Source organism: Halorubrum sp. JWXQ-INN 858 (assembly GCF_009806985.1).
Classification (GTDB): Archaea; Halobacteriota; Halobacteria; order Halobacteriales; family Haloferacaceae; genus Halorubrum.
Map to the genome: position 1 here is coordinate 620,333 of NZ_WUAX01000016.1, position 23,428 is coordinate 643,760.

Below are 23,428 nucleotides of genomic sequence, written 5' to 3' on the forward strand. Positions count from 1 at the left end.
GCAGTATGCGCGGCAGGGACGACCGGTCCGACGCTGCGGCCGGTCCCGAAGGTTAACACGATACCCTCACCAACGGCGGGCATGGGGAACGAAGGCGGGGATGGGACGCGCGTCGACGGAGTCGAGTTCGGCGCGCTCAAGGAGGCGCTACAGGAACACCAGTACCCGGTGACGGCGTCGGAGCTGGTCGAGGTGTACGGTGGCTTCGAACTCGAGGGGCCGAACGGGACCGACAGCGTGGAGAAAGCCCTCCGCCACGCCGACGTCGACAGCTTCCGGACCCCGGGAGACGTCCGCGACGCGATCGTGCACGCGGTCGGGAACGAACAGGGAGACGGAGACGAAGAAGCAGACGGGGACGAGAACGGTAACGGAAGCAAGGACGAGAGCGACCCTGACGATGACGACGGCGCGAGCGGCGACTGGAGCCCGAAGTCGGTCTGAGCGGAGAGCAAGGAGACCCGAGCCAGGGGACCCGAAGAGCCCTCAGTCGTCGTCGTTCCCGGCGTCGTCGGCGATCCGGGCCGTCCGGCGCTGTGCCCGGTCGATGAACTCCTGGGGGAGCTCGTCGATCTCGCCCGCCTGCACGCCCCAGAGGTGTGCGTACAGCCCGTCCTCGGCGATCAGGTTCCCGTGGGTTCCGCGCTCGACGATCCGCCCGCCCTCCAACACGAGGATCGTGTCCGCGTCCTTGATCGTCGACAGGCGATGAGCGATGGCGAACGTCGTCCGGTCGGCGGTGAGCCGGTCGAGCGACCGCTGGATCAGCATCTCCGTCTCCGTGTCGACGTCCGAGGTCGCCTCGTCGAGGATCAGGATCTCGGGGTCCTTCAACACCGCCCGGGCGATCGTGACTCGCTGGCGCTGGCCGCCGGAGAGCTTCACGCCGCGCTCGCCGACCATCGTGTCGTACCCCTCCGGGAGGTTGCTGATGAACTCGTGGGCCTCCGCCGCCCTCGCCGCCTCGCGGACCTCCTCGTCGGTCGCGTCGAACGAGCCGTACGCGATGTTCTCCCCGACCGTCCCGTAAAAGAGGTAGGAGGACTGCCCGACGTAGCCGATCGATTCCCGGAGCGAGCGGAGCGTGACGTCGCGGACGTCGTGGCCGTCGATCCGGATCGCCCCCTCGTCGACGTCGTACATCCGGAGGAGGAGCTTGAGCACGGTCGATTTCCCCGCCCCGGTCGGCCCGACCAGCGCGAGCGTCTCCCCGCCGTCGACCGAGAAGTCGATCCCTTCGAGCACGCGCTCGCCGTCGTCGTCGCCGTAGCCGAACGCGACGCCCTCGTAGACGACCGCCCCGTCCTCGACGACGAGCTCCGTCGCGCCCTCGTCCTCGTCGAGCCGGCTCGTCTCGTCCATCAGGCCGAACACGCGGGCGGAGGAGGCCCGGGCACGCTGATACATATTTATAATCTGACCGAACTGCGCCATCGGCCAGACGAACTGCTGGGTGTAGAGGATGAACGTGACGAACGTCCCGACGCCGAGCGTCCCCGTCAGCGGTCCCGGCGCGGTCCCCGTCGACACCCAGTAGCCGCCGACGAGGAACGTGAGGACGAAGCCGAACCCGGAGAGCAGCTGGAGCCCGGGGAAGAACTTGATCCGGATGTCGATCGCCTCCCAGTTCGTGTCGAAGTACCGCCGGGAGGAGTCGTCGACGCGGCCGGACTCGTACGTCTCGGTGTTCGACGCCTTGATCACTTGAATGCCGCCGAGGTTGTTCTCCAGCCGCGAGTTGAGCTTCCCGACCGACGAGCGGACCTTCGCGTACTTCGGCTGAATGAGCCGCACGAAGAGGTAGGTGAACCCCGCGATGAGCGGGACCGGGAGCAACGAGACGAGCGCGAGTTGGGGGTTGAGGTAGAGCAGCAGCACCGAGATCCCCACGACCATCACCGACAGGCGGAAAAAGGAGTTGAGCCCGTCGTTGAGGAACCGTTCGAGCTGGTTGACGTCGTTCGAGAGGATCGACATCATCTCACCGGTCTGTTTGTCCGCGAAGAACTCCATGTTCAGCCGCTGCATGCGGTCGTACGTGTCGACCCGGACCTGGTGTTGGATGTCCTGCGCGAAGGCGTTGAACCCCCAGTTACGGATCCAGTGGAACGCCGCGCCGAAGACGAACGAGCCGGCGATGATCCCCACGATGAGGAAGAACTGCCCGTCCGGATCGGCCGGGAGCCACGCGTCGGGGACGAGCGGGAGCGAGAACGGTTGGTCCCCGAGGAAGACCGTGTCGATGGCGATGCCGAGGAGGAGGGGCGGGAGGAGGTCGAGGATCCGAGCGAACACGCTGCCGAGGATCCCGACGGTGAGGGAGAACCGGTTGGGGACGCCGTACGTCGCGAACAGCCGACGCATCGGGTTCTCGACGTGCTCGCGCTGCTCCTCGAACGGGTCGTCCTTCTCCCAGTCGACGCTACTCATCACCGCGACTATCGGACGACGAGGGAAATAGGTTCGTTTCGGCCCGATCCGTCGCCAAGCCGGATCAGATCGACCGCCGCTCGGCGTCGGGGTCCACGTCCGCCGCCGCCAGGTCCCGACGGATCCGCTCCCGGAGCGGCCCCGGGACGGTCCCGCGTGCGACCGGCGTCGCCGGCGACGACCCCGTCTCATCCGGCACCGACCAGTAGAGCACCGCGTCGGAGTCGGCGTAGTACTCCACCGCGAACCGATCGGCTGCCCCCTCGTAGTGAACGCGTGCGGCCGCGCCCTCCGCCCGCCAGCCGTCGAGCTTGACGAGTTCGGCGATCGAGTCGTGCATACGCGTGGATCCGTCCGGCGAGCGCTTAGAAACGTTCGATCCGGTCGCGACCCGCGAGGGGGAGCGGACGACGACGCGTCCCGCATCGACACCGGTTTAAAAACGCCGGCCGCATGGCGAGGTGTATGTCCCTTCGCGTCACGTTCCTCGGGACCGGCGGTGCCGTGCCCACGACCGAGCGCGCGCCGAGCGCCCTGTTCGTCAACCGCGAGGGCGACCGCCTGCTGTTCGACTGCGCGGAGGGGACCCAGCGCCAGATGATGCGGTTCGGGACCGGCTTCGGGATCGATCACCTGTTCGTCTCACACCTCCACGGCGACCACGTTCTCGGGATCCCCGGGCTGATCCAGACCCTCGATTTCAACGAGCGCGACGCCCCCCTCACGATCCACTGTCCGCCGAACACCCGGACCGACCTCGACGACCTCGTCCACGCGGTCGGCCACGACCCCGGGTTCCCGATCCGATTCGACGTCGTCGCGCCGGACGAGGTCGCGCTCGACGGCGAGGGCTACGAGGTCCGAGCGTTCGAGACGGAGCACCACACCCGATCGCAGGGGTACGTGCTCGAGGAGTCGGACCGACCGGGTCGGTTCGACCGACCGGCGGCCGAGGCGCTGGGCGTCCCCGTCGGCCCGAAGTTCGGCCGGCTCCACGCGGGCGAACCGGTCGAGGCGACCGACGGCACGGTCGTCGACCCCGAGCAGGTCGTCGGTCCCCCGCGTCCCGGGCGGAAGGTCGTGTACACCGCCGACACCCGGCCGCGGGAGCGGACCGTGGCCGTCGCGGCGGACGCCGACCTGCTCGTCCACGACGCCACCTTCGCCGACGACATGGCCGACAGGGCCCGGAAGACCGCCCATTCGACGGGGCGGGAAGCCGGCAGCGTCGCCGAGCGCGCCGGCGCGAAGCGGCTCGCGTTGGTGCACGTCTCCTCGCGGTACGCCGGCGACGCGTCGGCGATCCGTCGGGACGCACGGGAGACGTTCGACGGCGACTGTTTCGTCCCCGACGACGGCTACCGGATCGAGGTGCCGTTCCCCGACGCCGGGGAAGAACCCGAGACCGAGGAGTAGATTCATACGGACCGCCCGAGAGAGTGGGACGCATGGAACGCGTTGCCGTGACCCTCGACGACGACCTCGCGGGGTCGCTCTCACGGTACGCACGGACGCGGCGGCTGGACCGAAACGTCGCCGCCGAGCGCCTGCTGGCGGCGGCGCTCGCGGAGTGGCGACGGGACCACGCGCTCGAACGCTTCGCCGACGGCGACGTCGACTTCGAGCGTGCCGCCGCGCTCGCCGACGTCGACCCCTGGCGGTTCGCCGAGCTGTTGTGCGAGCGCGCCGCGGCGAACCCCGACACGCTCGGACGCGGTCGCGTCGCTCGCGAGGCCGCGGACGACTGGGACCGATAACGGAGCCGGGAGCCCCCAGGGACCGGAGTTCATCCGAGTGGCACCCGTCCGGCGAGCTCCCGTACCGCGGCCGCGGCCGCGCTGTCCGGGGCGGCGTCGACGACCGGACGCTCCGACGTGACCGAGCGCCCGACCCGCGGGTCCGCGGGGACGACCGCCGCGGGCGCGCCGAGCGCGTCGGCGATCGCCGCCGTCGGCGGCTCGTCGGTCACGCGGTTGACCGCACAGCCGGCGAGCCCGGTGTCGAGCTCCCGCGCCAGTTCCCGGGTCCGTACCGCGTCCGCCAGCGCGAACGCGCGCGGCGAGACGACGAGCAGACAGGCGTCGGCGACCGCGAGCGGAACGCCCGCGTCCGCCCGCCGGCCGGCCGGACAGTCGACGACGACGGGACCGCGCGCCCGGCGGAGCGTCGTCAGCGCGTCCCCCAGCGCCGCGAGGTCACAGGCCCGAGCGCCCGCGAGGGTGCGACCGCACGGAACGATGTCGACCGGCCCGGAGCGGACCGCCGCCGTGACGTCGGCGTGTCCCGCGAGCACGTCGTGGAGGGTCACGCCGCGCCGTCCCGGCAGGTCGGCCATCCCCAGGTCGGCGTCGACGACGACGGCGTCGAGCGCGGCCGCGACGTTGTACGCCACGGTCGTCTTGCCGACCCCGCCCTTGCCCCCGGCGACGGCGAGGATCACGAGAGGTCCTCCAACGCCTCGACCGGCACGTCCGCCGCGTCCGCGCGCGCCGCGAGCGCCGCCGCCCGATCGCTCAGCCGCCGAAGCCGCGTCGCGTCGCCCGCGAGCCGACCGTCCAGATCAGCGAGCGCCCCGACCCCGCCGGCCGCGGCGACGACCTCCGTCGCCGTCGCCACGTCCGCGCCGGTCAGTCGCTCGGCGCGTTCGACCCGCCGCTCGACCGCGTCGAGCCAGCCGGCCGCCCGGTCAGGGCCGACCGGATCGTCCCACACGTCCGTCCCCTCCCGATCGTTCGCCCCCTCCGGATCGTTCGCCCCCTCCGGATCGACCGGATCGGCCGCCGGTCCCGCCACGTCGGCTGCGCCCGAGACCGACGCTCCGGACAGGGGGTCGCCGATGGCCTCGGAACCGTCGTCACCGGCGAGCGCGTCCCGCGGCGGCCGATGCGAGCCGAGCTCGCGGACGGCCGTCTCCGCGGCCGTTCCGGCGTCTTCGGCGTCGGTCGGATCCGCGTCAGCGATCGGAGCGACGTTCGCGATCTCGACCGGCGGATCGGCTGACGGATCCGCCGATCGATCGACGGCCGAATCGGGCGAGGCGGACGAGACCGGCGAAGCGGACGAGACGGACGGGGTAGGCGAGACGGGCGAGGCAGGCGAGACGGGTGAGGCGAACCCGAGGGGGCGTCGCTCGTCGGGCGCGACGCGAACCGTCACGCCGTCGGCGTCCCATCCCGACTCCGGGATCCCCCCGCGCCGCGGCGGCAACACCGGCCCGTCGAGCAGACAGCGGACCCGAACCCGTTTCGGGGCGACCCCGTCGTTGTGGATCCGACAGCGAACCAGCGAGACGTCGCCAGCCCGATCGACGCGCCACGAGAGATCCATACGCCGGCTGGCTCGGCATCCTATTTAAGGGTCGAGGCGAACGACGGCGGCATCGAGCACGTCCTCGGCGGCGAGTCGGGCGTCGGGCCGAACGGGGGGCCCGTCGGGCGTCGTTTCGGCCGGCGTCGTTTCGGTCGGCGTCGTTTCGATGGAGGGCGACCGCTCGTCCGGCGACGAGAGCGCCGCGAGCGCCGCCGGCGACAGCGCAACTGGCCCGTCGAGGTCCGCGACGCGGACCGCCGCGAGCGACGCGGCGAGGGACGGGCCCGAGTAGGCGCTCGGCGCGTCCCCGGCGTCGTGCGGATCGCCGCCCGGGACCGCCGACAGCGCCGCACGGAACCGGGGATATAGCTCCTCGGCGAGTTCCGCCCGCGCGTCGCGTCGCCGGTTCTCGAGGCGATCGCGCAGCCTGAGCCGTCGCTCCCGCGAGTCGCGCGCGGCGGTCGCCCGCTCGCGAGCCCGTGAGAGCGCCTGCTCGGCCGCGAGCCGCTCGGTCTGGACGGCGGCCAACTCGGCCGCCGCCGCCTCCAGCGTCTCGAGGGTCGCGTCGGCGTCCGCCCCGATCTCCCGGCGTGCCCGGACGTCGCCGCGAGCGGCCGCGACCCGCTCTTTCAGTCGCTCCTCCTCGCCCGTCGCCGCGGCGAGGCGCTCGCGGGGACCCGAGAGATCGACCGCACCGACCTCGACCGTCTCGAGCGTCCCGTGGACGGCGGCCAGCTCCGCCGCCACCGACGACCGCTGACCGAGCGACCGCGCCGCGGCCGCGAGCTCCCGAGACAGCGTTTCCCCGGTCGGAACCCGTCCGAGAACGGCGCGCGGGGCGGGGACCGCGGCGACGACGTCTGACGACGTCACAGGTCGGTCCCCTTCATCGCGTCCGGGTCCGGATGGTCCGTCCCGGCCGCGAAGGCGGCGTACGGCGTCGACGGCGCGTCCCGGTTCGCGTACGCGCTCGCCGCCTCGCGTACCGCGTCGTCGACGGCGTCGAACTCGTTGAACGGCTCCGTCCGCTCGATCTGGACGTCGCCGCCGTGCGCCTCGCGCAGCCGCAGCGCCAGGAACGCCCCGTACACCGTCGCCTCGAACAGCGCCGCTCGCCCGAACCGCCGCGAGACGTGTGACCCGTGCCCCCGACAGACGTTACGGAGGGCGGTCCGTGCCGGCTCCGAATACGTCACGACCAACAACACGACCGGCCGTGATCGACCGCGAACCATAGCGCTTGCGAACGAGCGAGGTTCTTAAAAGACGCCGCAAGCGAACGCCGGAGCGCGTCAGACGCGGTCGACGTCGAACGAGGGGGACTGTACGTCGGCTTCGGGGTCGATCCCCGCGGCCGCCAGGACGCGTTCCCGGGCCGCGGGCGCGGAGGACGCGACGACGACCGTCCCGTGGACCGGCTCGTCGCCGACCGCGCGGAACACGTGGTCCTCGCCGTCGAAGTCGGTCGCGTAGGTCCGTAGGACGGCCGCCACGCGCCGCTCCGTTCCCGCGAGGTCGGTCTCTCCCTCCTCGAACGCCCGCAGCGCGTCCTCGACGTTCCGGAGCGCGGATATCCGGTCCATCTACGTCGTCCGCAGGTGGCCCTGCTTCGGCTCGTACACTTCGCCCTTCGTGCGGAGCTTCTCGATCTCCGCCTCGGCCTTGGTCTGATCCATCCCGATCTCGCCGGCGCGGCCGAGCACCTCCTCGACGGGCGCGCCCTCCTCGTACTCCGTCTCGATGTCCGCGATGAGCCCCTTGATGTTCTTGATGCGGTCGCGTTGGGTCTTCGAGGTCCCCGTTTCGACGACGTCGGCGTCGAACTGCCCCGTCTCCGGATCGACGCCGATGTCCTTGAGACACGACTCGACGATGCCCGTGGCGCGGTCGGCGTCCTCCCGCTCGACCGTGTCCGACAGCCGAACCCGCGCGCTCGCTTCGGAGAGCCTGACGAGCGCCTCGAGCTTCCGCGCGGTGACGGGAACGGGCGCGTCCTCGTCGGCCCCCTTCGATCGGAGGTCGACGTAGAACTGCTCGATCAGCTCCTTCGCCTCCTCGGTCATCGTCGGATAGCAGTCGCGTTTGGCGTGTGCGATGTACTTCCGGAGGAGGTCGGCGTCGATCTCCGGGGCGACCTCGTCGGTGACGTCCGCCACCTGCTCGGCGGTGAACTCCGAGCTCGCCAGCTTCTCGCGCTGGGTGTTGAGCTCGCCGGCGTAGTTCGTCTTGATGATGTGTTGGGCCAGCCGCGCGTCGTGTTCGGGGTCCGGCTGGTCGGTCACCGTGAAGATGAGGTCGAACCGCGAGATGAGCGCGGGCTCTAAGTCGATCTGTTCGCCGATCGGCTCGTACTGGTCGAACCGACCGTACTTGGGGTTCGCCGCGCCCAGCAGCGAACACCGAGATTTCAGCGTGGCGTTGATGCCGGCCTTGTTCACGCTGATCTGCTGCTGTTCGAGCGCCTGGTGCATGGCCGAGCGATCCTCCGATCGCATCTTGTCGAGCTCGTCGACGGCGGCGATCCCCTTGTCCGCGAGCACCAGCGCGCCGGCCTCGAGCGTCCACTGCTGGCCGTCGCCGAAGTCGTCGCGAACCGCCGCGGCCGTGAGCCCCGCCGAACTGGAGCCCTTCCCCGACGTGTACACGGATCTCGGTGCGATTTGTCGGATGTATGATAGCATCTGGGAGTTGTGCGAGACGATGCCGTTCCCGAGATACGTGTGTGTCTCAGCGACCTCGAGGTCGTAGACCCACTCGTAATCCGGCTCGACCGGCACTATCGACTCGATCCGATCCCAGTGGACGTCGTTCTCGCACAACTCGTCGAGTTCGGAGACGTCAGAAGCGACGGACAGCGCTTCGTCGAGGCGATCGAGGATCACGTCCTTCGCGGCCGCCGTCCGTCCACCATCGGGAGCGACTTCGTTTCGTTCGTAGTAGCTGATCGCCGTCTGAGAGACGTCCATTCCGTCGGATAGCGTCCTTTGAGAGACGTTTAGTTCCCTTCTCAGCGTTTCGACGGCTTGCCAGTCACCGTCCAACAGTTCGCGACGCTTCTTGCGAAGCCACGCGAGGCGGGTCTCGAACGTGTCGACGACTGCTCTGAGGCTCGCTTTGCTGGGGTTTCTGTCACCACGCTCGTAGTGCTGATACGTCGGCCGTGGCAGTTCGAGATCGGACTGTGACAACGCGAGAGCCTCCCGAATCCGTCGAAGGTCATCGCTCAGCCCGGGCACCACGTCCGTGTTGGTGTTCTCTGAAACGTCGTCGAACGCTTCCGCGGCCGCGGTCTTGCGGTCGGTAACGAATCCGATCTCGTCGACGTACTCGATGAAGTCTCCCCCACTGATACGAAGGCGATAGCTGTCGTTGTGTCGTGCCCGTACGTGGCTCTGGATACCGAACGTGACCAGTAGCGTCTGTACGTCGGTCAGCAACTCTCGACTCATCGAGGAAACGGTTATTTCGCGTTGCGTGGCCGAAACGGTTCCCTCGCTATCGATGAACGTCCGTAAGAACGCCGCCTTGTTGGGCGGAGTCGCTCGTTTAAGACAGCTGGGGACGACCTGATGCTCGGAGGTCTCGAGAATCGCCGGTTCGAGCTCTTTGAGGAACCGGACGAACTCCAACGAGGAGCAGCTGACTATCTCGGCGGTCTCGTGGTCGTGTTTCCGTCGACGGGACCACCGAAGACCCAACTGCCGGAAGCAGTTCTCTGCGTCCGTCAGTATCTCCTCGTCGACGTTCGTAATACTGGTGGCGGCGCTTGACCCCGACACCTGGGTATACCCTTCGGCGATGATATATCCGAGAAGCCGCGATAGGGTGGGATCGAGCCGTTCAGGCGGTGTAAACGGGTTCGCGTTGTACGCTTCGACCCGCTGGAACGAGACATCGATCGAATCGTTCCACTCCGCGTCGAGACACTGAGGAGCTGCGACTAGATCGCCTTCCGCGAACTGATCCGCCCGTTGCGGTGATAATCTTCTGTCCGACTGTTTGAACAGCGGATGTGATGGCGTCACTTCCACCTCCCGCCCCGAAGCCATCGTGATCCGATACATCCGGTCGGGCGCTTCCCGCTTCCAGACCTTGGTCGCGTTCCCGATCTCGACCGCACCCGCCTCCGTTACCGTTTGAACCCCGATGTCGACCGGCTCGTACACACCATCGTCGACGGCTATCGGCTCGTCGAGGTTTGACTCCACCAGGTCTCCGATGGCGGTCTCCGTTCCGTCGGCTAGCGTCACTTTCGTATTATATTCTTGACACTTTCCGGTACCTGGATCCCCGATCAGGAGCATGTGCAGGTCGCCGCGGATCCGCGACCCGTCGGGGAGGCGTTTGGTAACGCCGGAGAACAGCTGGAGGATCATCGCGAGCTTCTCCTCCTCGTAGCCGTAGATGGCCGGCGCGATGGAGTCGACCATCGCGTCGTAGATGTCGGGGCGGTTCGAGAGCTCGATGATCTCGCGTTTGTCCTCCTCGGTGATGTCCATGTCCTCGAACTCCTCGTCCTCGATGGCGATGGACACCCCGTCCATGTACAGATCGAAGATGGCGGACTTCTCGTTGCCCTGCTCGATCTGCTCGATGTGGAGGACGCCGACGGCGGTGACGTGGTCGCCGGGGCTCACCTCGCCGGTGATGTCGTCCTCGATGTCGAGGTCGATCGACTGGGGCGTTTCGCCGCCGCGGAGCCCCTCGGGGGACTCCTGGATGCGCAGCTTCTGGGAGTCGATGAACTCGGACTGGTCGAAGTTGACCCGGAAGGGGCCCTGCCGTTCACAGCCCTGACACTCGTGGGGTTCCTGGAAGCCGCCGTCGCTCTGGGGGATGTACGTCATCGTCCCACAGCGCTGACACTCGAAGGCGGCCTCCGTCACCTTCGGGCGGACGTCGGTCGCCTTGCGGACGATCCCCTGGATCGAAACCAGCTTGCCGATGTGATCGTCGTGGACGCGGATCCCGCGGATGTCGATGCCGTCGGGGAGGTTCTCGATCCGGACGTGTGCGCGGCCGAGGCTGACGTCGGCGGGAAGGTCGTACAGCCGGAGCGCCTCCTCGGCGTACTCGCGCATCTGGTCGGGCTGACTGCGGAAGTCCTCGGCCAGGTCGCGGTCGAACTGGAAGAGGTCGTCGTAGTCGACGGCCAGCGACCGCTGCTCGTTCGGGTACCGCTGTGCGAGCCTGCCGATCTCGTCACGGTAGTAGTTCCGATAGAACTGAATGAACCGCTCCGTGAGGTCCTGATTCCCGGCCTGAGCCATTACGACGCCCCTTCGTCGGCATCACGTATGAACCTCAGGTTCGCGGCCCGGAAGTGGTCGTCCATCGCTTCGCCGGCCACCGTTCCTGCTGCTTCCGTTCCCCCGGTCCCCGTCTCGCCGGCCGCTACTCGACGAGGGCGACCTCGTCGCCGACGGCGACGCCGTCCGCGGCACCGGCGGGGAGCTCGACTATCAGGTCGGCGGTCCCGCGGCCGAGCCCGACGAACGGCGCGAGCCGCTTCGTCGCCGTCACCTCGCCGTCGGCGACCCAGACGGCGTCGATGGCGAACGGGACGAACAGCATGTGGAGGGTTCGCGACGCCGTCCGCTCGAACGGGAAGGCGAGCGCGTACCCGTCGGGGACCGAACGACGGAACATCAGCCCGCGAGCCTGTTGGAGGGTCGTCTCCGCGAGCGCGACGTCGGTCGCGAGCGTCCGTTCCTCGCGGTCGTCGAGGACATCGGGAACGTCGCGGTCGTCGGGGACGTCACGGTCGTCAGGGGCGTCGCGGTCCCCCGGAGCGTCGGGTCGGGTCGACGAGCCGGGATGACGGCCGTTCGGCGGATCGGGACGGTGGACGAGTCGCACACGCGCCCGTGGCCGGCGGGACACAAATACCCCTGGCAAGCGAGCCGGCCGATCCCGCGACGCGTGGCGACGAAACCGTGACGTATGGGACTTGCGAGCGCGCCGGCAGGCCCGCGGGCGGGCGATCCCGCGCGGTGGGAGCGGTCCGCCGTCGCGAAAGGTTTAGGCGCGGGAGCGGCGTATCCACCGCCAATGAGTCGGGGCCCCGAACTGATCATCACGGAGAAGGACAACGCCGCGAGGCGGATCGCCGACATCCTCAGCGGCGAGTCCGCGACGTCGGAGCGGCTGAACGACGTCAACGTGTACAAGTGGGGCGGGAAGCGCTGTATCGGCCTCTCCGGCCACGTCGTCGGCGTCGACTTCCCCGCCGAGTACAACGACTGGCGCGACGTGGAGCCGGTCGAGCTCATCGACGCCCCGACGACGAAGCAGCCGACACAGGAGGGGATCGTGCGGGCGCTGCGACGGCTCGCCCGGAACGCCTCCAGCGTCGTCATCGCGACCGACTACGACCGCGAGGGCGAGCTGATCGGCAAGGAGGCGTACGAGCTCGTCCGCGAGGTGAACGCGGACGTCCCGATCGGCCGCGTCCGCTTCTCGTCGATCACCGAAAACGAGGTGCAGGGAGCGTTCGCGGAGCCCGACGAGCTGGACTTCGACCTGGCGGCCGCGGGCGAAGCCCGCCAGGTGATCGACCTGACGTGGGGGGCCGCGCTCACGCGATTCCTCTCGCTGTCGGCGGGACAGCTCGGCGACGACTTCATCTCCGTGGGACGGGTGCAGGGGCCGACGCTCAAGCTGATCGTCGACCGCGAGCGCGAGATCCAGGCGTTCGACCCCGAGGACTACTGGGAGCTGTACGCCGACCTCTCGAAGGGGGCCGGCGACGCCTTCGAGGCCAGCTACTTCTACCTGAACGACGCGGGCAACGAGGCGGGGCGCGTCTGGGACGGCGGGGTGGCCGAGGTCCTCACCGGGGCGCTCGCCGCCGCCGACGGGGCGACCGTCGACGACGTGAACCGCCGGACGCAGGTCGACGACCCGCCGGCCCCGTTCAACACGACCCAGTACATCCGCGCGGCCGGGTCGCTCGGCTACGCCGCCCAGCGGGCGATGTCCATCGCCGAGGACCTGTACACCGCCGGCTACGTCACCTACCCGCGGACGGACAACACCGTCTATCCCGAGGACCTCGACCCGCGCGAGCTGTTGGAGGCGCTCGCCGCGTCGGGGACGTTCGGCGAGGACGCCGCGTCCCTGCTGGAGCGCGAGGAGATCGAGCCCACCGAGGGCGACGAGGAGACGACCGACCACCCGCCGATCCACCCGACCGGGGAGCTGCCGTCGGCGTCGGACCTCTCCGACGACGAGTGGACGGTGTACGAACTGATCGTCCGCCGCTTCCTCGCCACCTGCGCCGCGCCGGCGACGTGGGAGCGGCTCAAGGTGGTCGCGCTGGCGAACGGCGAGGCGACGGCGATCGCCCGCGAGGCGGATCCGGTGGCCGCGCTCCGGGACCCCGACGACGCCGAGGGGACCCCCGAACTCGCCGCCGACGGCGGGCTCCGGCTGAAGGCGAACGGGAAGCGCCTGCTCGAGGCCGGGTACCACGACGTCTACCCGTACCTGTCGAGCGACGAGCGGATCGTGCCGGACGTCGAGGTCGGCGAGCGGTTGACCCTCGACGACCGCCGGACGGAGGCCAAGGAGACGCAGCCGCCGCGGCGGTACGGCCAGTCGCGGCTCATCGAGGAGATGGAGTCGCGCGGCGTGGGGACGAAAGCGACCCGCCACCGGACCTTAGAGAAGCTGTACGACCGGGGCTACATCGAGAGCGACCCGCCGCGTCCGACCCGGCTGGCGGAGGCCGTCGTCGAGGCGGCCGAGGAGTTCGCGGACCACGTCGTCAGCGAGGAGATGACCGCCCAGCTCGAGCGCGACATGGCCGCGATCGCGGCCGGCGAGAAGGGGTACGACGAGGTGACCGCGGCGTCCCGGGAGCTCCTCAGGAGGGTGTTCGACGACCTCACCGACTCCCGCGAGGACGTCGGCGACCACCTGCGGAAGTCGATGAAGGCGGACAAGACGCTGGGGCCCTGTCCGGAGTGCGGCGAGGACTTGCTCGTCCGGAAGTCGCGATACGGCTCGTACTTCGTCGGCTGTGACGGCTACCCCGACTGCGAGTACACGCTCCCGCTCCCGTCGACCGGAAAGCCGCTCATCCTCGAGGAGGCGTGTGAGGAGCACGGGCTCCACCACGTGAAGATGCTCGCGGGGCGGAAGACGTTCGTCCACGGCTGCCCGGGGTGTAAGGCGGACGAGGCGGACGCGGCCGACGACGAGGTGATCGGGGCGTGTCCCGACTGCGGCGAGTCGGCGGGCGGCGAGCTGGCGATCAAGCAGCTCCGCTCGGGCTCGCGGCTCGTCGGCTGCACCCGGTACCCCGACTGTGAGTACTCGCTCCCGCTGCCCCGCCGCGGCGAGATCGAGGTGACCGACGAGGTCTGTGCGGAGCACGACCTCCCGCACCTCCGCGTGCACTCCGGCGACGAGCCCTGGGAGCTCGGCTGTCCGATCTGTAACTACCGCGAGTACCAGGCACGCCAGGAGGGATCGGAGCTCGAGACCGTCGAGGGGATCGGCGAGAAGACCGCCGAGAAACTACAGGGCGCCGGAATAGACGGCGTGGAGGACCTGAAATCGGCGGACCCCGACGACCTCGCCGCCGACGTCGACGGCGTGGGAGCGGACACGGTTCGCGACTGGCAGGCGAACGCCGACTGACCGAGCCCGCCGAACGATTGTGAAGAGGTAACTATACACGTTCGAACTCCTTACCGATCGAACACGTAGCCGCACGGATCCCATGCCCCACGAGAACGACGACCGACCGTCATCCCCGTTGACCGAGGCTGAGAGCGGTCCGATCGGGGAGCCGCGCGAGAGGGAAACCGAGGCCTCGGACCCGGAGCGGCCGTCGTCTGACGCGCCTCCCGAGGCGGCACTCGCCGACCCCCCGACCGCGCTTCAGGCGTTCGTCGACCGGATCCCCGGGCCGGCGCTCGCGTGCGATCCCGACACCCTCGCGATACGGGCAGTCAACGACCCCGCCGCGGCGCTGTTCGGAATAGACTCACGGACGCTCACGTTCATGGGGGTCCCGGACCTCGGTGAGACGGGCGAGACGACCGACGGGGAGCCCGTCGAGACGGTGCTCGACGCGGTCGGTGATGACGGCAATAACGGCAGTGGCGGCGATGACGACGATGACGGCGACAGACGGGGCGGCGGTGACGACGGTGACGACGGCGATGGCGGCGGTGACGCCCGCGGCGACGCCCGGAAGCGCTTCGAGTGGACCGTCGAGAGGGGCGACGGCGACCGCCGTCGGGTCGCGGTCGTCGCGCGGCGGACGACGATCGACGGACGCGACCGGATCGTACTCGGCGTGACGGACGTCACCCCGCGTGCACGTGCCGAGCGCGAAGTTCGAACGGATCGCCGGCTGATCGAGGCGGTCTCGCGGACGGTTCCGGCGGCGCTGTTCCGGGTCGACGCGAACGGGACGCTGTCGTGGTGGAACGACCGGTTGGTCGAGGACGTCGGCGACGCCGAACCGGCGCTATCGGGGCGAGAGCTGACGGGGCTATTCGACGACGAGGACGCCGAGGACGTCGCCGGCGCGGTCGCCCGGGTCTACCGCGCCGGCGACGTCGTGACCGTGGAGCCGACGCTCGTCACCCGCGCGGGCGAGGACGTCCCGTATCGACTCACGCTCGGCCCGGTCACGGGTCGTGACGGGGCGGTCGTCGGCGCGGTCGGGATCGGCGAGGACCGGACGGGAGCGGCGACCCGCGAGGAGCGGGTCGCGGTGTTGACCCGCGTGCTCCGACACAACTTCCGGAACGACCTCAACGCGATCGTGGGGTTCTCCGAGCAGGCGATGCGGCGCGCCGGCGACCCGGTCACGGAGTCACAGCTCGAGCGCGTCGTCGACACCGCGGGCCGGCTGCTTCGCGCCGGAGAGACCGCCCGCCGCATCGATGGGCTGATCGAGGACCGTCCCGAACCGGTCCCGATCCGCCTGTCAGCGGCGATCGAGGCGGCGGTCGAAGCGCTGCCCGACGACGTGGCCGAGGAGGCGACGATCGAGGTCGCCGCACCGGAGGGGATCGCGGTCAGCGCCGTCGAACGCTTCCCCGAGGCGCTCACGGAGCTCGTCGACAACGCGGTCCGCCACGCCGAGGGCGGAGACGCACGCGTCCGGATCCGCGCCGCAGAGCTCCCCAGCGAGTCGTGGGCGTCCCTCGTCGTCGCCGACGACGGGCCCGGGATCCCCGCGGCCGAGCGGGCGGTCCTCACGGGCGAGGAGACGCCGCTCGACCACTCGAGCGGGCTCGGTCTCTGGTACGTCAACTGGGTCGTGTCCGCCGGCGGCGGCTCCGTCGACATCGCCGAGAGCAAGGGCGGCGGGAGCCGGATCGAACTCACGCTACGACTCGCCGACAGCCGAGGCGATGCCGATAGCCGGTGAATCGGTGCGGGTCGAACGACCGGTGATCGGGCGCGGGTCGAACGACCGGGAGCCGGCCTGAAACCCCCCGATCGGGCGTCCCCGCTTCCGCACCTTTTTATTCACCCCCGGAGGAGAGGCTGTCAATGAGCAACCCGTGGGACGACTGGGACCACGTGCTGAAGGTCGATCCCGACAAGGAGCTGTGCGACGGGGAGACGTTCGAGGACGTCTGTCGGACCGGTACGGACGCGATAGAGATCGGCGGCACCCTCGACGTCACCGCCGGGAAGATGTCCCGCGTCGTCGACGCCGCGGCGGCGTACGACGTCCCGCTGTACCAGGAGCCGTCGAACCCGGGCGTCGTCATCGACTCGCCCGCGCTGGACGGCTACCTCATCCCGACCGTCTTCAACGCCGGCGGCCCGTTCTGGATCACCGGCGCGCACAAGGAGTGGGTCCGGATCGACGACCTCGACTGGGAGCGAACCCACACGGAGGCGTACATCGTGTTGAACCCCGACGCCTCCGTCGCCGAGCTGACGAACGCGAACTGCGACCTCGACGCCGACGACGTCGAGGCGTACGCGAAGGTCGCCGAGCGGATGTTCGGCCAGGAGATCGTGTACGTCGAGTACTCGGGCACCTTCGGCGACACCGAGACCGTCGCCGCCGCCCACGACGCGCTCGACGACGCCACCCTCTTTTACGGCGGCGGCATCCACGACTACGACTCCGCGCGGACGATGGCCGAACACAGCGACGTGATCGTCGTCGGCGACCTCCTCCACGAGAAAGGCGTCGACGCCGTCCGCGAGACGGTCGAGGGCGCGAAGGACGCCTGATCGGTTACACACGGGTCCCGCGAGGGTTCGGGACGGGCCCGTGCCCGTCGCGGTGTCGGCAGCGTTTTGTGGACGGTGATCGAACGCGACGACATGAGCGAAAGCACGTACCTGCCGGTCACCGAACACCTGTCAGACCCCGCCGCGGCCCGCGAGGAGGGCCGCCGAAAGATGGACTGGGCGCTCCAGCACATGCCGATCCTGGAGGCGCTCCGCGAGGAGTTCACCGCCGAGCGACCCCTCGACGGCGAGGTCATCGCGATGGCGATGCACGTCGAGGCGAAGACGGCGAACCTCGTCGAGCTGCTCGCCGACGGCGGCGCGGAGGTCGCCATCACCGGCTGTAACCCGCTGTCGACGCACGACGACGTCTCCGCGGCGCTCGATGCCCACGAGTCGATCACGTCCTACGCGGTCCGGGGCGTCGACGACGAGGGGTACTATGACGCGATGCACGCGGTCGTCGCCCACGAGCCGACGATCACCGTCGACGACGGGATGGACATGGTGAAACTCGTTCACGAGGAGTACCCCGAGCTGATCGACTCCATCGTCGGCGGCGCGGAGGAGACGACGACGGGCGTCCACCGGCTGCGCGCGATGGACGCCGACGGCGAGCTCAAGTACCCCGTCTTCGCCGTCAACGACACGCCGATGAAACAGCTGTTCGACAACGTCCACGGCACCGGCGAGTCGTCGCTGGCGACCATCGCCATGACGACGAACCTCTCGTGGGCCGGCAAGAACGTCGTCGTCGGCGGATACGGCAAGTGCGGGCAGGGCGTCGCGAAGAAGGCGTCCGGACAGAACGCGAACGTCATCGTCTGTGAGGTCGACCCGCGCAAGGCCCTGGAGGCGCACATGGAGGGGTACGAGGTGCTCCCGATGGCCGAGGCCGCCGAGAAGGGCGACGTGTTCATCACCACGACGGGCAACCGCGACGTGATCACCCGCGAGCACTTCGAGGTCATGAACGACGGCGTCCTCCTCGCGAACGCCGGCCACTTCGACGTGGAGGTGAACCTGGAGGACCTCGGCGACCTCGCGGTCGACCGCTTCGAGGCGCGCGACGGCGTCGAGGGGTTCGAGCTGCCCGACGGCCGCGTCCTGAACGTCCTCGCGGAGGGGCGGCTCGTCAACCTCGCCGCCCCGCTCGCGCTCGGCCACCCCGTCGAAGTGATGGACCAGAGCTTCGGCGTGCAGGCGGTGTGCGTCCGCGAGCTGGCGACGAACGGCGACGCCTACGAGGCGGGCGTCCACGACGTCCCCGACGACCTCGACCGCGAGGTCGCGGAGATCAAACTCGCCGCCGAGGGCGTCGCCCACGACACGCTCTCCGCCGAGCAGCGCGAGTACATGGGGAGCTGGCAGCACGGGACCTGAGACGGTCGCTGCGCGGAACCGGCGTCGCCTCCTGAACGACGGTCTGAACAGCGATCCTAGTTAAATACGATGCGGCGTCCCCGTGTCGTCAGCGACCGCTCCGCACCGCCCGCACAGTCTCACAACCTCAGCGACGGTCCAGCGACCGCACACTGCCGATCGCGGATGACATATAAACGAGACGGACCGGCGTTCCGCGTGCAGATAAAGAGCAGAACGGCCGTGGCGCGCGCGTCGCTCGCGGCTCCGTCCCTCGCGCTCTCGGGCTCCCGTCGGTCGCCCTCGAGATCGCGCGCGAGGTCGTCGGACGGAGTCCGACTGCTCGGAAATCTCCGATTTCCGGTGGAGGCCGGCGGCCGAGGCTGGGGAGGGACGAGGTGCGGTGCGGTTCGGCGCAGCGCGGCGCGGTGCGGTCGAGGATTGATAAACGACGACGCTGCCGCCGATCACGACAACGAGCCCTCATAAACCGGCCGCGCCGCTGGCGGTGCCGAGCGGGGCCCGCGACGGCGCGTCACGCCCCGTCGGTCTCCGTCGGGAGCCGGAGGCGAACCGCACCCGCCCCGTCGGCGTCGCGGTCGAGCGGCACGAAGCGCTCCGTCGGCACGCTCGCGGGGTCGTCGAGGTCGATCCGGCCCGCGGCCGCCAGCGTTCGCAGCGCGTAGAGGTTCCGTACGGGCGGGAGTCGCTCGTGGACGCCGGGGGCGACGATCGCGTCCCACGCGAGCGGGTGGGACCCACGCGCTCCCCACGACGACCGCGGCGCGAGGAACGGCGGGTCCCACCGACCGTCCCGTTCGGTGAACTGTCGGACTGGGGTGTGACACAGCAGCGCGAGGTGGCGGTCGATCGGGGCGAGCGTCCGGTCGGTGACCCCCGCGCGATCGGGGCCGATCGGTGGACGCGCGTCGCCGGAGCCGGCGTGGGGGTCGACGTCGCCGGAGCCCAGGGCCGTGCGATACCGATCGACCGCGAGCCGCGCGTGGAGCCGCTTGTCCGCACGGAGCCGCCGTGGCAGGGACGCGTACGCGCGGACGTACGCAGGGTCCCACAGCGGCAGCCACGTCTCGACGCCGGCGTCCTCGTAGGCCCGACGGTCGCCGTTGGTGAACGTCGTCATCCGCGCGCGCCACTCCCACCGCTCGTAAGCGGCCGCCGCCGACGCCGCGTCGTCGATCGTGTCGGGATCCCGATCACCGAGCAGCCCCCGTCTGATCCGCCCGTCGACCGCCGCGCGGAACCGGTCGTCGTCCCACTCCCAGAGCGCGTAGTGCGTCCGGCGGACGTAGTCGACGAGCGCGTCGACGGTCGGCGGGATCGGCCCGTCCCGCGCGTCTGCCGTGCCCGATCCGCCCGACTCCGCCCCCGACTTCGCGAACCGTGGAAGCCGCTCGCCGGGCGTCGCGACGGTGTGACCGGGACACCAGAGCGCGTTCCGAGGGACCCGCCCCTCGGCGACGAGGGTCCGAACCGCGGGCCACTCCGCGAGAAACGGGAGCGCGTCGCCGCCGAACGCCGCCCGCCGGTACGCCCCGCCCGCGGGGCCGCCGTACCACTCGTGCCACGTCCCCGCGTCGTACGGGACGAACCGCCACTCGATCCCGAGCCGCGCGGCCACCTCCCGGCTGACCTCGACGTCCGGGTGACCCGACCGACCGAAAGTGAACCCGATCACGTCGTGACCGCGGGCGACGAACTCGCTCGCGACCAGCCGCGAGTCGTAGCCGCCCGACAGGGGGACGACGATCGGACGGTCGCCGGCGACCCGCGCCGCCCGATCGAACGCCCGTTCGAGCCCCGCCCCGAGCCGGCGATACGGTGACGAGGACGGGACGGGCGACGCGTCGCTCCCTCCGGGCCAGTGATCGCGATAGGTGTGTGACTCGACGGTTCCCCCGTCGTCGACCCGGACGACGTCGCCCGCGCGTGTCGACCGGACGCCCTCCCAGATCGTCTCCGGCCCGGAGACGTACCGGGTCAACAGGAACTCGCTCTCCGTGACGGGGTCCGTGGGCGCGTCGAGCGCGTCGCGGACGACCCGCCCTCGGTCGGAGACGGTCGGCGAACCGTCGCGGACCCCGTAATAAAGGGGGACCGACCGCGCGCCGTCGGCGACGAGGACCGCCGCGGTCGACGAGCCGGCCCGCTCCTCGACGATCGCCGCGTAGAACCCCTCCAGCTCGCGGGCGACCGCGGCGACTGCAGCGACCGTGGCGGTCGCATCCGCCTCAGTCGGCTCGACCGCCGCGAAGCGTTCGACGATCCCGTCCGCGTCGAGGAGGTCGTCGCCGTCGAACGCTCGCCCGCGGGCGGCGACGCCGTCGCGGCGTACCCACCCCGGACCACGGAGGTCGACGTGCATAGAGTGGGTTGACGCCGCGGGGTATTTATGTATCGTGGGCTCCGCCGAGGTCCCGTTCTTCGGGTCCGTTCTCACACGAAACGGCCGTTCGCCCGAATACAACTTATAAACCAGAATGGCCACTTACTTACGTTTCACTCGTGAACTCGAATCGTAATGGGAATTCTCGATGCGTTTGGCTCGTTGGCTAGTGCGCTCCTCGCCGGTGCCGTCATGCTCGCGTTCGCCATCCTGAGCGTGTTCGTCACGATGTTCGTCGTCGACGTCGCGGCAGCGATCGCGGGGTTGGATCCGGACGACGGCTTCGTCGTCCTCGGAGCGACGGTCCTCGCCGGGACTGCCATCCTCGCCGGCGGCGTGGGTTTCGCACGACCCGAAGAACAGGCGTAGGAACGCTTCGCTGTCGGTATCCGACGTTCGGCCCTACTGAAACTCTCAACAAAAAAACGTTCCGCTCCGGCTGCGGTCAATGCAGGAAACTCACGGATCGCTCAGTACAGGGGACGCATCGAGCGATCCCGAGAGCGGTCGTTCGTTTATAAACGGCCCCGGTGAGTGACCACGTCATTTATAAACGATCCATGGTGGTCGGCGCGCGCGACTCCGACGCGCGCGAGGGAGGTGGCGGGCGGCCGCGGGACCGCTCCGCGGCCGCCCGTCCGCCGAGGCTGGGGAGGCGTGAGGCTGCGGTGCGGTTGCGGTGGCGGGTTCGATCCCTACTCGCCGCTCCGCCGAATGCTCCTGACCGTCGCAGGTTCTCATAAATAGCCACGTGCTCCCTCGACAACACTGATAAACGAAACGAGCGCCGAACCGCTCGATTCGCGCCTGTTAGCGACCAGCTGTTTCAGCTCAGACCACGTCTGAAACGCGGGTTTCAACAGCGCCGCAGAGCCGGGTCGCGTGTCCCGAACCCCACATCCCGAACCCCACATCCCGAACCCTGCGTCCCACGCCCCGCGCTCCTTTTCCGCGACCGGGCCCTAGCCCGCCCGTGACCGTGACGAGCGTCCACGACCCGAGCCATCGCGAGGCGCTGTGGGAGCTGGAGGCCGCCTTCGAGCGCGGCGACCTGATCACCGCCTTCGGGCGGTGTACGGTCTCGTATACGGGACGCGCCGCCTCGGAACTCGGCTCCGGCGACCGCCTGGTCGTGTTGAAGCCCGACGGGGCCGCGCTCGTCCACACCGACGAGGGACGCACGCCCGTCAACTGGCAGCCGCCCGGCTCGGAACACCACGCTGCAGTCCGTGAGGGCCGCCTCCGAGTGCGGTCGGTCAGGTCGTCACCGGCCGAGACGCTCACGGTCCGGTTCTCCGACGTCCACCAGCTGTCGACGATGACCGTCACCGGGGGGCGTGACCTCGACCTCCACGGGAGCGAGGAGGACCTCCGGACCCGGGTCCTCGAGCGACCGGCGCTCGTCGACCCGGGCTTCGAGCCGCGCGAGACGGAGCGTCCCACCAGCGCCGGCCCGGTCGACGTCTTCGGCGTCGACGGGGCGGGGCGGCCCGTCGTCGTCGAGCTGAAGCGACGCCGGGTCGGGCCCGATGCGGTCGGCCAGCTCGACCGATACGTCGAGGCGGTTCGGGAGGAGTACCGCACCGGCGGTTTCGACGACGATCGAGCCGATACCGACGGTGACGACGGCGATGTCCACAGCGATGGCGATGACGGCGAGGGCGACGACGGCGACGACGACGCCGGCAGCGATGACGACGACGGCGACGGCGTCCGTGGCGTGCTCGTCGCACCGTCGATAACCGACCGCGCGGCCGCGCTGCTCGCGGACCGGGGGTTCGAGCACGTCGCGCTCGACCCGCGGCCCGAGGGGACGGACGGCGACGGACGCGTGAGCGACGACGCGGGGGCAGACGACGATCGCCGCGGCAGGAACGACGAGGAGTGAGTCCGCCTCCGGACAGGAGCCGAAGCCGACCCCGACAGCGAGTGAACCGACCCGAGAAGGGGAGAGGACGCCACCCACTACCCCACGGGGACGGATCCCGGAGAGGCGCCCCGTCCGTCGAGGTATCGAAGGGTTTATCGCCGCTGCGAGGGCTACATCGGACAAGTAGCCATGTCTGACAAACCCGCCTCTATGTATCGGACGATCGACAAGCCGTCGTACACCCGACGAGAATACATCACGGGCATCCCCGGCTCGAAGATCGCCCAGCACAACATGGGCGACCTCTCCGCGGAGCCGGAGGACTACCCGGTGCAGATCAGCCTCCGCGTCGAGGAGGAGCTGCAGATCCGCCACGGCTCGCTGGAGAGCTCGCGCCTGTCGGCGAACCGCCACCTCATCAAGGAGCTCGGCGAGGGCAACTACAAGATGACGCTCCGCAAGTTCCCCCACCAGGTCATCCGCGAGAACAAGCAGGCGACCGGCGCGGGCGCGGACCGCGTCTCCGACGGCATGCGCCAGGCGTTCGGCAAGCCCGTCGGCACCGCCGCCCGTCTCAAGGCGAACGACGTCGTGTTCACGGCGTACTGCGACGCCGACCAGGCCGACGTCGTGAAGGAGGCGTTCCGCCGCGCGTACAACAAGCTCTCGCCGCCGTGCCGGATCACGGTCGACCGCGGCAAGGAGCTGCTCGTCTCGTAGCCGCCCCGCCCCCGTCGACCCGTTTTTACGGAGGTGGCAAGGAGAAAGCCCCGTGCTTTAGCGCGGGGATGAATCCGACAACGCCCTGCGCCAACTACGCCAACGATCTGACC

The 23,428-nt window shown here is 69.8% G+C and carries 20 protein-coding genes; 10 read left to right on the forward strand and 10 right to left on the reverse strand.

Translation table 11 applies throughout. From position 1 onward, the window contains the following. Positions 1–81 precede the first annotated feature (81 nt). Positions 82–444 carry a hypothetical protein gene (locus tag GRS48_RS14865; protein WP_159487904.1) on the forward strand — a complete coding sequence of 121 codons (363 nt, stop codon included), beginning with the start codon at positions 82–84 and terminating at the stop codon, positions 442–444. Between the two features lie 42 nt (positions 445–486). On the opposite strand, the gene GRS48_RS14870 is transcribed toward GRS48_RS14865, so the two are convergent. Both GRS48_RS14870 and GRS48_RS14875 read right to left on the reverse strand, forming a co-directional pair. Beyond that, a complete protein-coding gene (locus GRS48_RS14870; protein ID WP_159487906.1) occupies positions 487–2,430 on the reverse strand; it encodes an ABC transporter ATP-binding protein in 1,944 nt (647 codons plus the stop codon). A 64-nt stretch (positions 2,431–2,494) separates the two neighbouring features. Continuing rightward, positions 2,495–2,770, reverse strand: a complete 276-nt coding sequence (locus GRS48_RS14875) for a hypothetical protein (RefSeq protein ID WP_159487908.1) — start codon at positions 2,768–2,770, stop codon at positions 2,495–2,497. A 125-nt stretch (positions 2,771–2,895) separates the two neighbouring features. On the opposite strand from GRS48_RS14875, the gene rnz reads away from it, so the two are divergent. Together rnz and GRS48_RS14885 are read left to right on the forward strand one after the other, a co-directional pair. Beyond that, positions 2,896–3,846 carry a ribonuclease Z gene (rnz, locus tag GRS48_RS14880; RefSeq protein WP_159487910.1) on the forward strand — a complete coding sequence of 317 codons (951 nt, stop codon included), beginning with the start codon at positions 2,896–2,898 and terminating at the stop codon, positions 3,844–3,846. Positions 3,847–3,878: 32 nt separating this feature from the next. Next, positions 3,879–4,187, forward strand: a complete 309-nt coding sequence (locus GRS48_RS14885; RefSeq protein ID WP_159487912.1) for a hypothetical protein — start codon at positions 3,879–3,881, stop codon at positions 4,185–4,187. Between the two features lie 29 nt (positions 4,188–4,216). Here the strand turns inward: GRS48_RS14885 and GRS48_RS14890 are convergent, their stop codons facing one another. The 7 genes from GRS48_RS14890 to GRS48_RS15300 form a co-directional block, all read right to left on the reverse strand. Beyond that, positions 4,217–4,870, reverse strand: coding sequence for a chromosome partitioning protein ParA (locus GRS48_RS14890; RefSeq protein ID WP_321168488.1), 654 nt, complete (start codon positions 4,868–4,870; stop codon positions 4,217–4,219). Beyond that, positions 4,867–5,757, reverse strand: coding sequence for a hypothetical protein (locus tag GRS48_RS14895; protein ID WP_159487914.1), 891 nt, complete (start codon positions 5,755–5,757; stop codon positions 4,867–4,869). The genes GRS48_RS14890 and GRS48_RS14895 overlap by 4 nt, the downstream gene beginning before the upstream one ends. Positions 5,758–5,781: 24 nt before the next feature. After that, positions 5,782–6,612, reverse strand: coding sequence for a hypothetical protein (locus GRS48_RS14900; protein WP_159487916.1), 831 nt, complete (start codon positions 6,610–6,612; stop codon positions 5,782–5,784). Continuing rightward, positions 6,609–6,947 (reverse strand): hypothetical protein, encoded by a 339-nt coding sequence (locus GRS48_RS14905; RefSeq protein WP_321168495.1) that lies wholly within the window; start codon positions 6,945–6,947, stop codon positions 6,609–6,611. Before GRS48_RS14905 ends, GRS48_RS14900 begins: the two co-directional genes overlap by 4 nt. Positions 6,948–7,031: 84 nt before the next feature. Continuing rightward, the gene (locus GRS48_RS14910; RefSeq protein ID WP_159487920.1) at positions 7,032–7,322 is read right to left on the reverse strand and encodes a hypothetical protein; all 291 of its coding nucleotides are present in this window, start codon (positions 7,320–7,322) and stop codon (positions 7,032–7,034) included. After that, positions 7,323–11,009 (reverse strand): LAGLIDADG family homing endonuclease, encoded by a 3,687-nt coding sequence (locus GRS48_RS14915; protein WP_159487922.1) that lies wholly within the window; start codon positions 11,007–11,009, stop codon positions 7,323–7,325. A 124-nt stretch (positions 11,010–11,133) separates the two neighbouring features. After that, positions 11,134–11,598, reverse strand: coding sequence for a DUF192 domain-containing protein (locus GRS48_RS15300; protein WP_321168489.1), 465 nt, complete (start codon positions 11,596–11,598; stop codon positions 11,134–11,136). 192 nt (positions 11,599–11,790) lie between these two features. Here GRS48_RS15300 and GRS48_RS14925 point away from each other — a divergent pair, with 192 nt between their 5' ends. The 4 genes from GRS48_RS14925 to GRS48_RS14940 all read left to right on the forward strand — a co-directional run bounded on the left by GRS48_RS14925 (position 11,791) and on the right by GRS48_RS14940 (position 18,342). Next, the gene (locus GRS48_RS14925) at positions 11,791–14,385 is read left to right on the forward strand and encodes a DNA topoisomerase (protein WP_159487926.1); all 2,595 of its coding nucleotides are present in this window, start codon (positions 11,791–11,793) and stop codon (positions 14,383–14,385) included. Positions 14,386–14,467: 82 nt separating this feature from the next. Further along, entirely contained in the window at positions 14,468–16,135 is a 1,668-nt protein-coding gene (locus tag GRS48_RS14930; RefSeq protein ID WP_159487928.1) for a HAMP domain-containing sensor histidine kinase, read from the forward strand. Between the two features lie 125 nt (positions 16,136–16,260). Then, entirely contained in the window at positions 16,261–16,959 is a 699-nt protein-coding gene (locus GRS48_RS14935) for a phosphoglycerol geranylgeranyltransferase (RefSeq protein ID WP_159487930.1), read from the forward strand. A gap of 93 nt (positions 16,960–17,052) precedes the next feature. Next, on the forward strand, positions 17,053–18,342 hold the full coding sequence (locus tag GRS48_RS14940; RefSeq protein WP_159487932.1) for an adenosylhomocysteinase: 1,290 nt from the start codon (positions 17,053–17,055) through the stop codon (positions 18,340–18,342). 514 nt (positions 18,343–18,856) lie between these two features. Here the strand turns inward: GRS48_RS14940 and GRS48_RS14945 are convergent. Next, on the reverse strand, positions 18,857–20,704 hold the full coding sequence (locus GRS48_RS14945; RefSeq protein WP_159487934.1) for an asparagine synthase-related protein: 1,848 nt from the start codon (positions 20,702–20,704) through the stop codon (positions 18,857–18,859). A gap of 156 nt (positions 20,705–20,860) precedes the next feature. Here GRS48_RS14945 and GRS48_RS14950 point away from each other — a divergent pair, with 156 nt between their 5' ends. From GRS48_RS14950 to GRS48_RS14960, 3 genes are all read left to right on the forward strand, one after another. Beyond that, positions 20,861–21,094: a hypothetical protein gene (locus GRS48_RS14950; protein ID WP_159487936.1), complete on the forward strand. Its 234-nt coding sequence runs from the start codon at positions 20,861–20,863 to the stop codon at positions 21,092–21,094. A gap of 604 nt (positions 21,095–21,698) precedes the next feature. After that, positions 21,699–22,613, forward strand: coding sequence for an endonuclease NucS (gene nucS, locus GRS48_RS14955; protein ID WP_321168490.1), 915 nt, complete (start codon positions 21,699–21,701; stop codon positions 22,611–22,613). A gap of 171 nt (positions 22,614–22,784) precedes the next feature. Continuing rightward, the gene (locus GRS48_RS14960) at positions 22,785–23,315 is read left to right on the forward strand and encodes a 50S ribosomal protein L16 (protein WP_159487938.1); all 531 of its coding nucleotides are present in this window, start codon (positions 22,785–22,787) and stop codon (positions 23,313–23,315) included. Positions 23,316–23,428 lie beyond the last annotated feature (113 nt).

Coding starts and splice junctions, on each gene's coding strand:
- GRS48_RS14865 (WP_159487904.1), top strand. CDS start 82: ATGGGGAACGAAGGCGGGGATGGGACGCGCGTCGACGGAGTCGAGTTC.
- GRS48_RS14870 (WP_159487906.1), bottom strand. CDS start 2,430: ATGAGTAGCGTCGACTGGGAGAAGGACGACCCGTTCGAGGAGCAGCGC.
- GRS48_RS14875 (WP_159487908.1), bottom strand. CDS start 2,770: ATGCACGACTCGATCGCCGAACTCGTCAAGCTCGACGGCTGGCGGGCG.
- rnz (WP_159487910.1), top strand. CDS start 2,896: ATGTCCCTTCGCGTCACGTTCCTCGGGACCGGCGGTGCCGTGCCCACG.
- GRS48_RS14885 (WP_159487912.1), top strand. CDS start 3,879: ATGGAACGCGTTGCCGTGACCCTCGACGACGACCTCGCGGGGTCGCTC.
- GRS48_RS14895 (WP_159487914.1), bottom strand. CDS start 5,757: ATGGATCTCTCGTGGCGCGTCGATCGGGCTGGCGACGTCTCGCTGGTT.
- GRS48_RS14910 (WP_159487920.1), bottom strand. CDS start 7,322: ATGGACCGGATATCCGCGCTCCGGAACGTCGAGGACGCGCTGCGGGCG.
- GRS48_RS14915 (WP_159487922.1), bottom strand. CDS start 11,009: ATGGCTCAGGCCGGGAATCAGGACCTCACGGAGCGGTTCATTCAGTTC.
- GRS48_RS14925 (WP_159487926.1), top strand. CDS start 11,791: ATGAGTCGGGGCCCCGAACTGATCATCACGGAGAAGGACAACGCCGCG.
- GRS48_RS14930 (WP_159487928.1), top strand. CDS start 14,468: ATGCCCCACGAGAACGACGACCGACCGTCATCCCCGTTGACCGAGGCT.
- GRS48_RS14935 (WP_159487930.1), top strand. CDS start 16,261: ATGAGCAACCCGTGGGACGACTGGGACCACGTGCTGAAGGTCGATCCC.
- GRS48_RS14940 (WP_159487932.1), top strand. CDS start 17,053: ATGAGCGAAAGCACGTACCTGCCGGTCACCGAACACCTGTCAGACCCC.
- GRS48_RS14945 (WP_159487934.1), bottom strand. CDS start 20,704: ATGCACGTCGACCTCCGTGGTCCGGGGTGGGTACGCCGCGACGGCGTC.
- GRS48_RS14950 (WP_159487936.1), top strand. CDS start 20,861: ATGGGAATTCTCGATGCGTTTGGCTCGTTGGCTAGTGCGCTCCTCGCC.
- GRS48_RS14960 (WP_159487938.1), top strand. CDS start 22,785: ATGTCTGACAAACCCGCCTCTATGTATCGGACGATCGACAAGCCGTCG.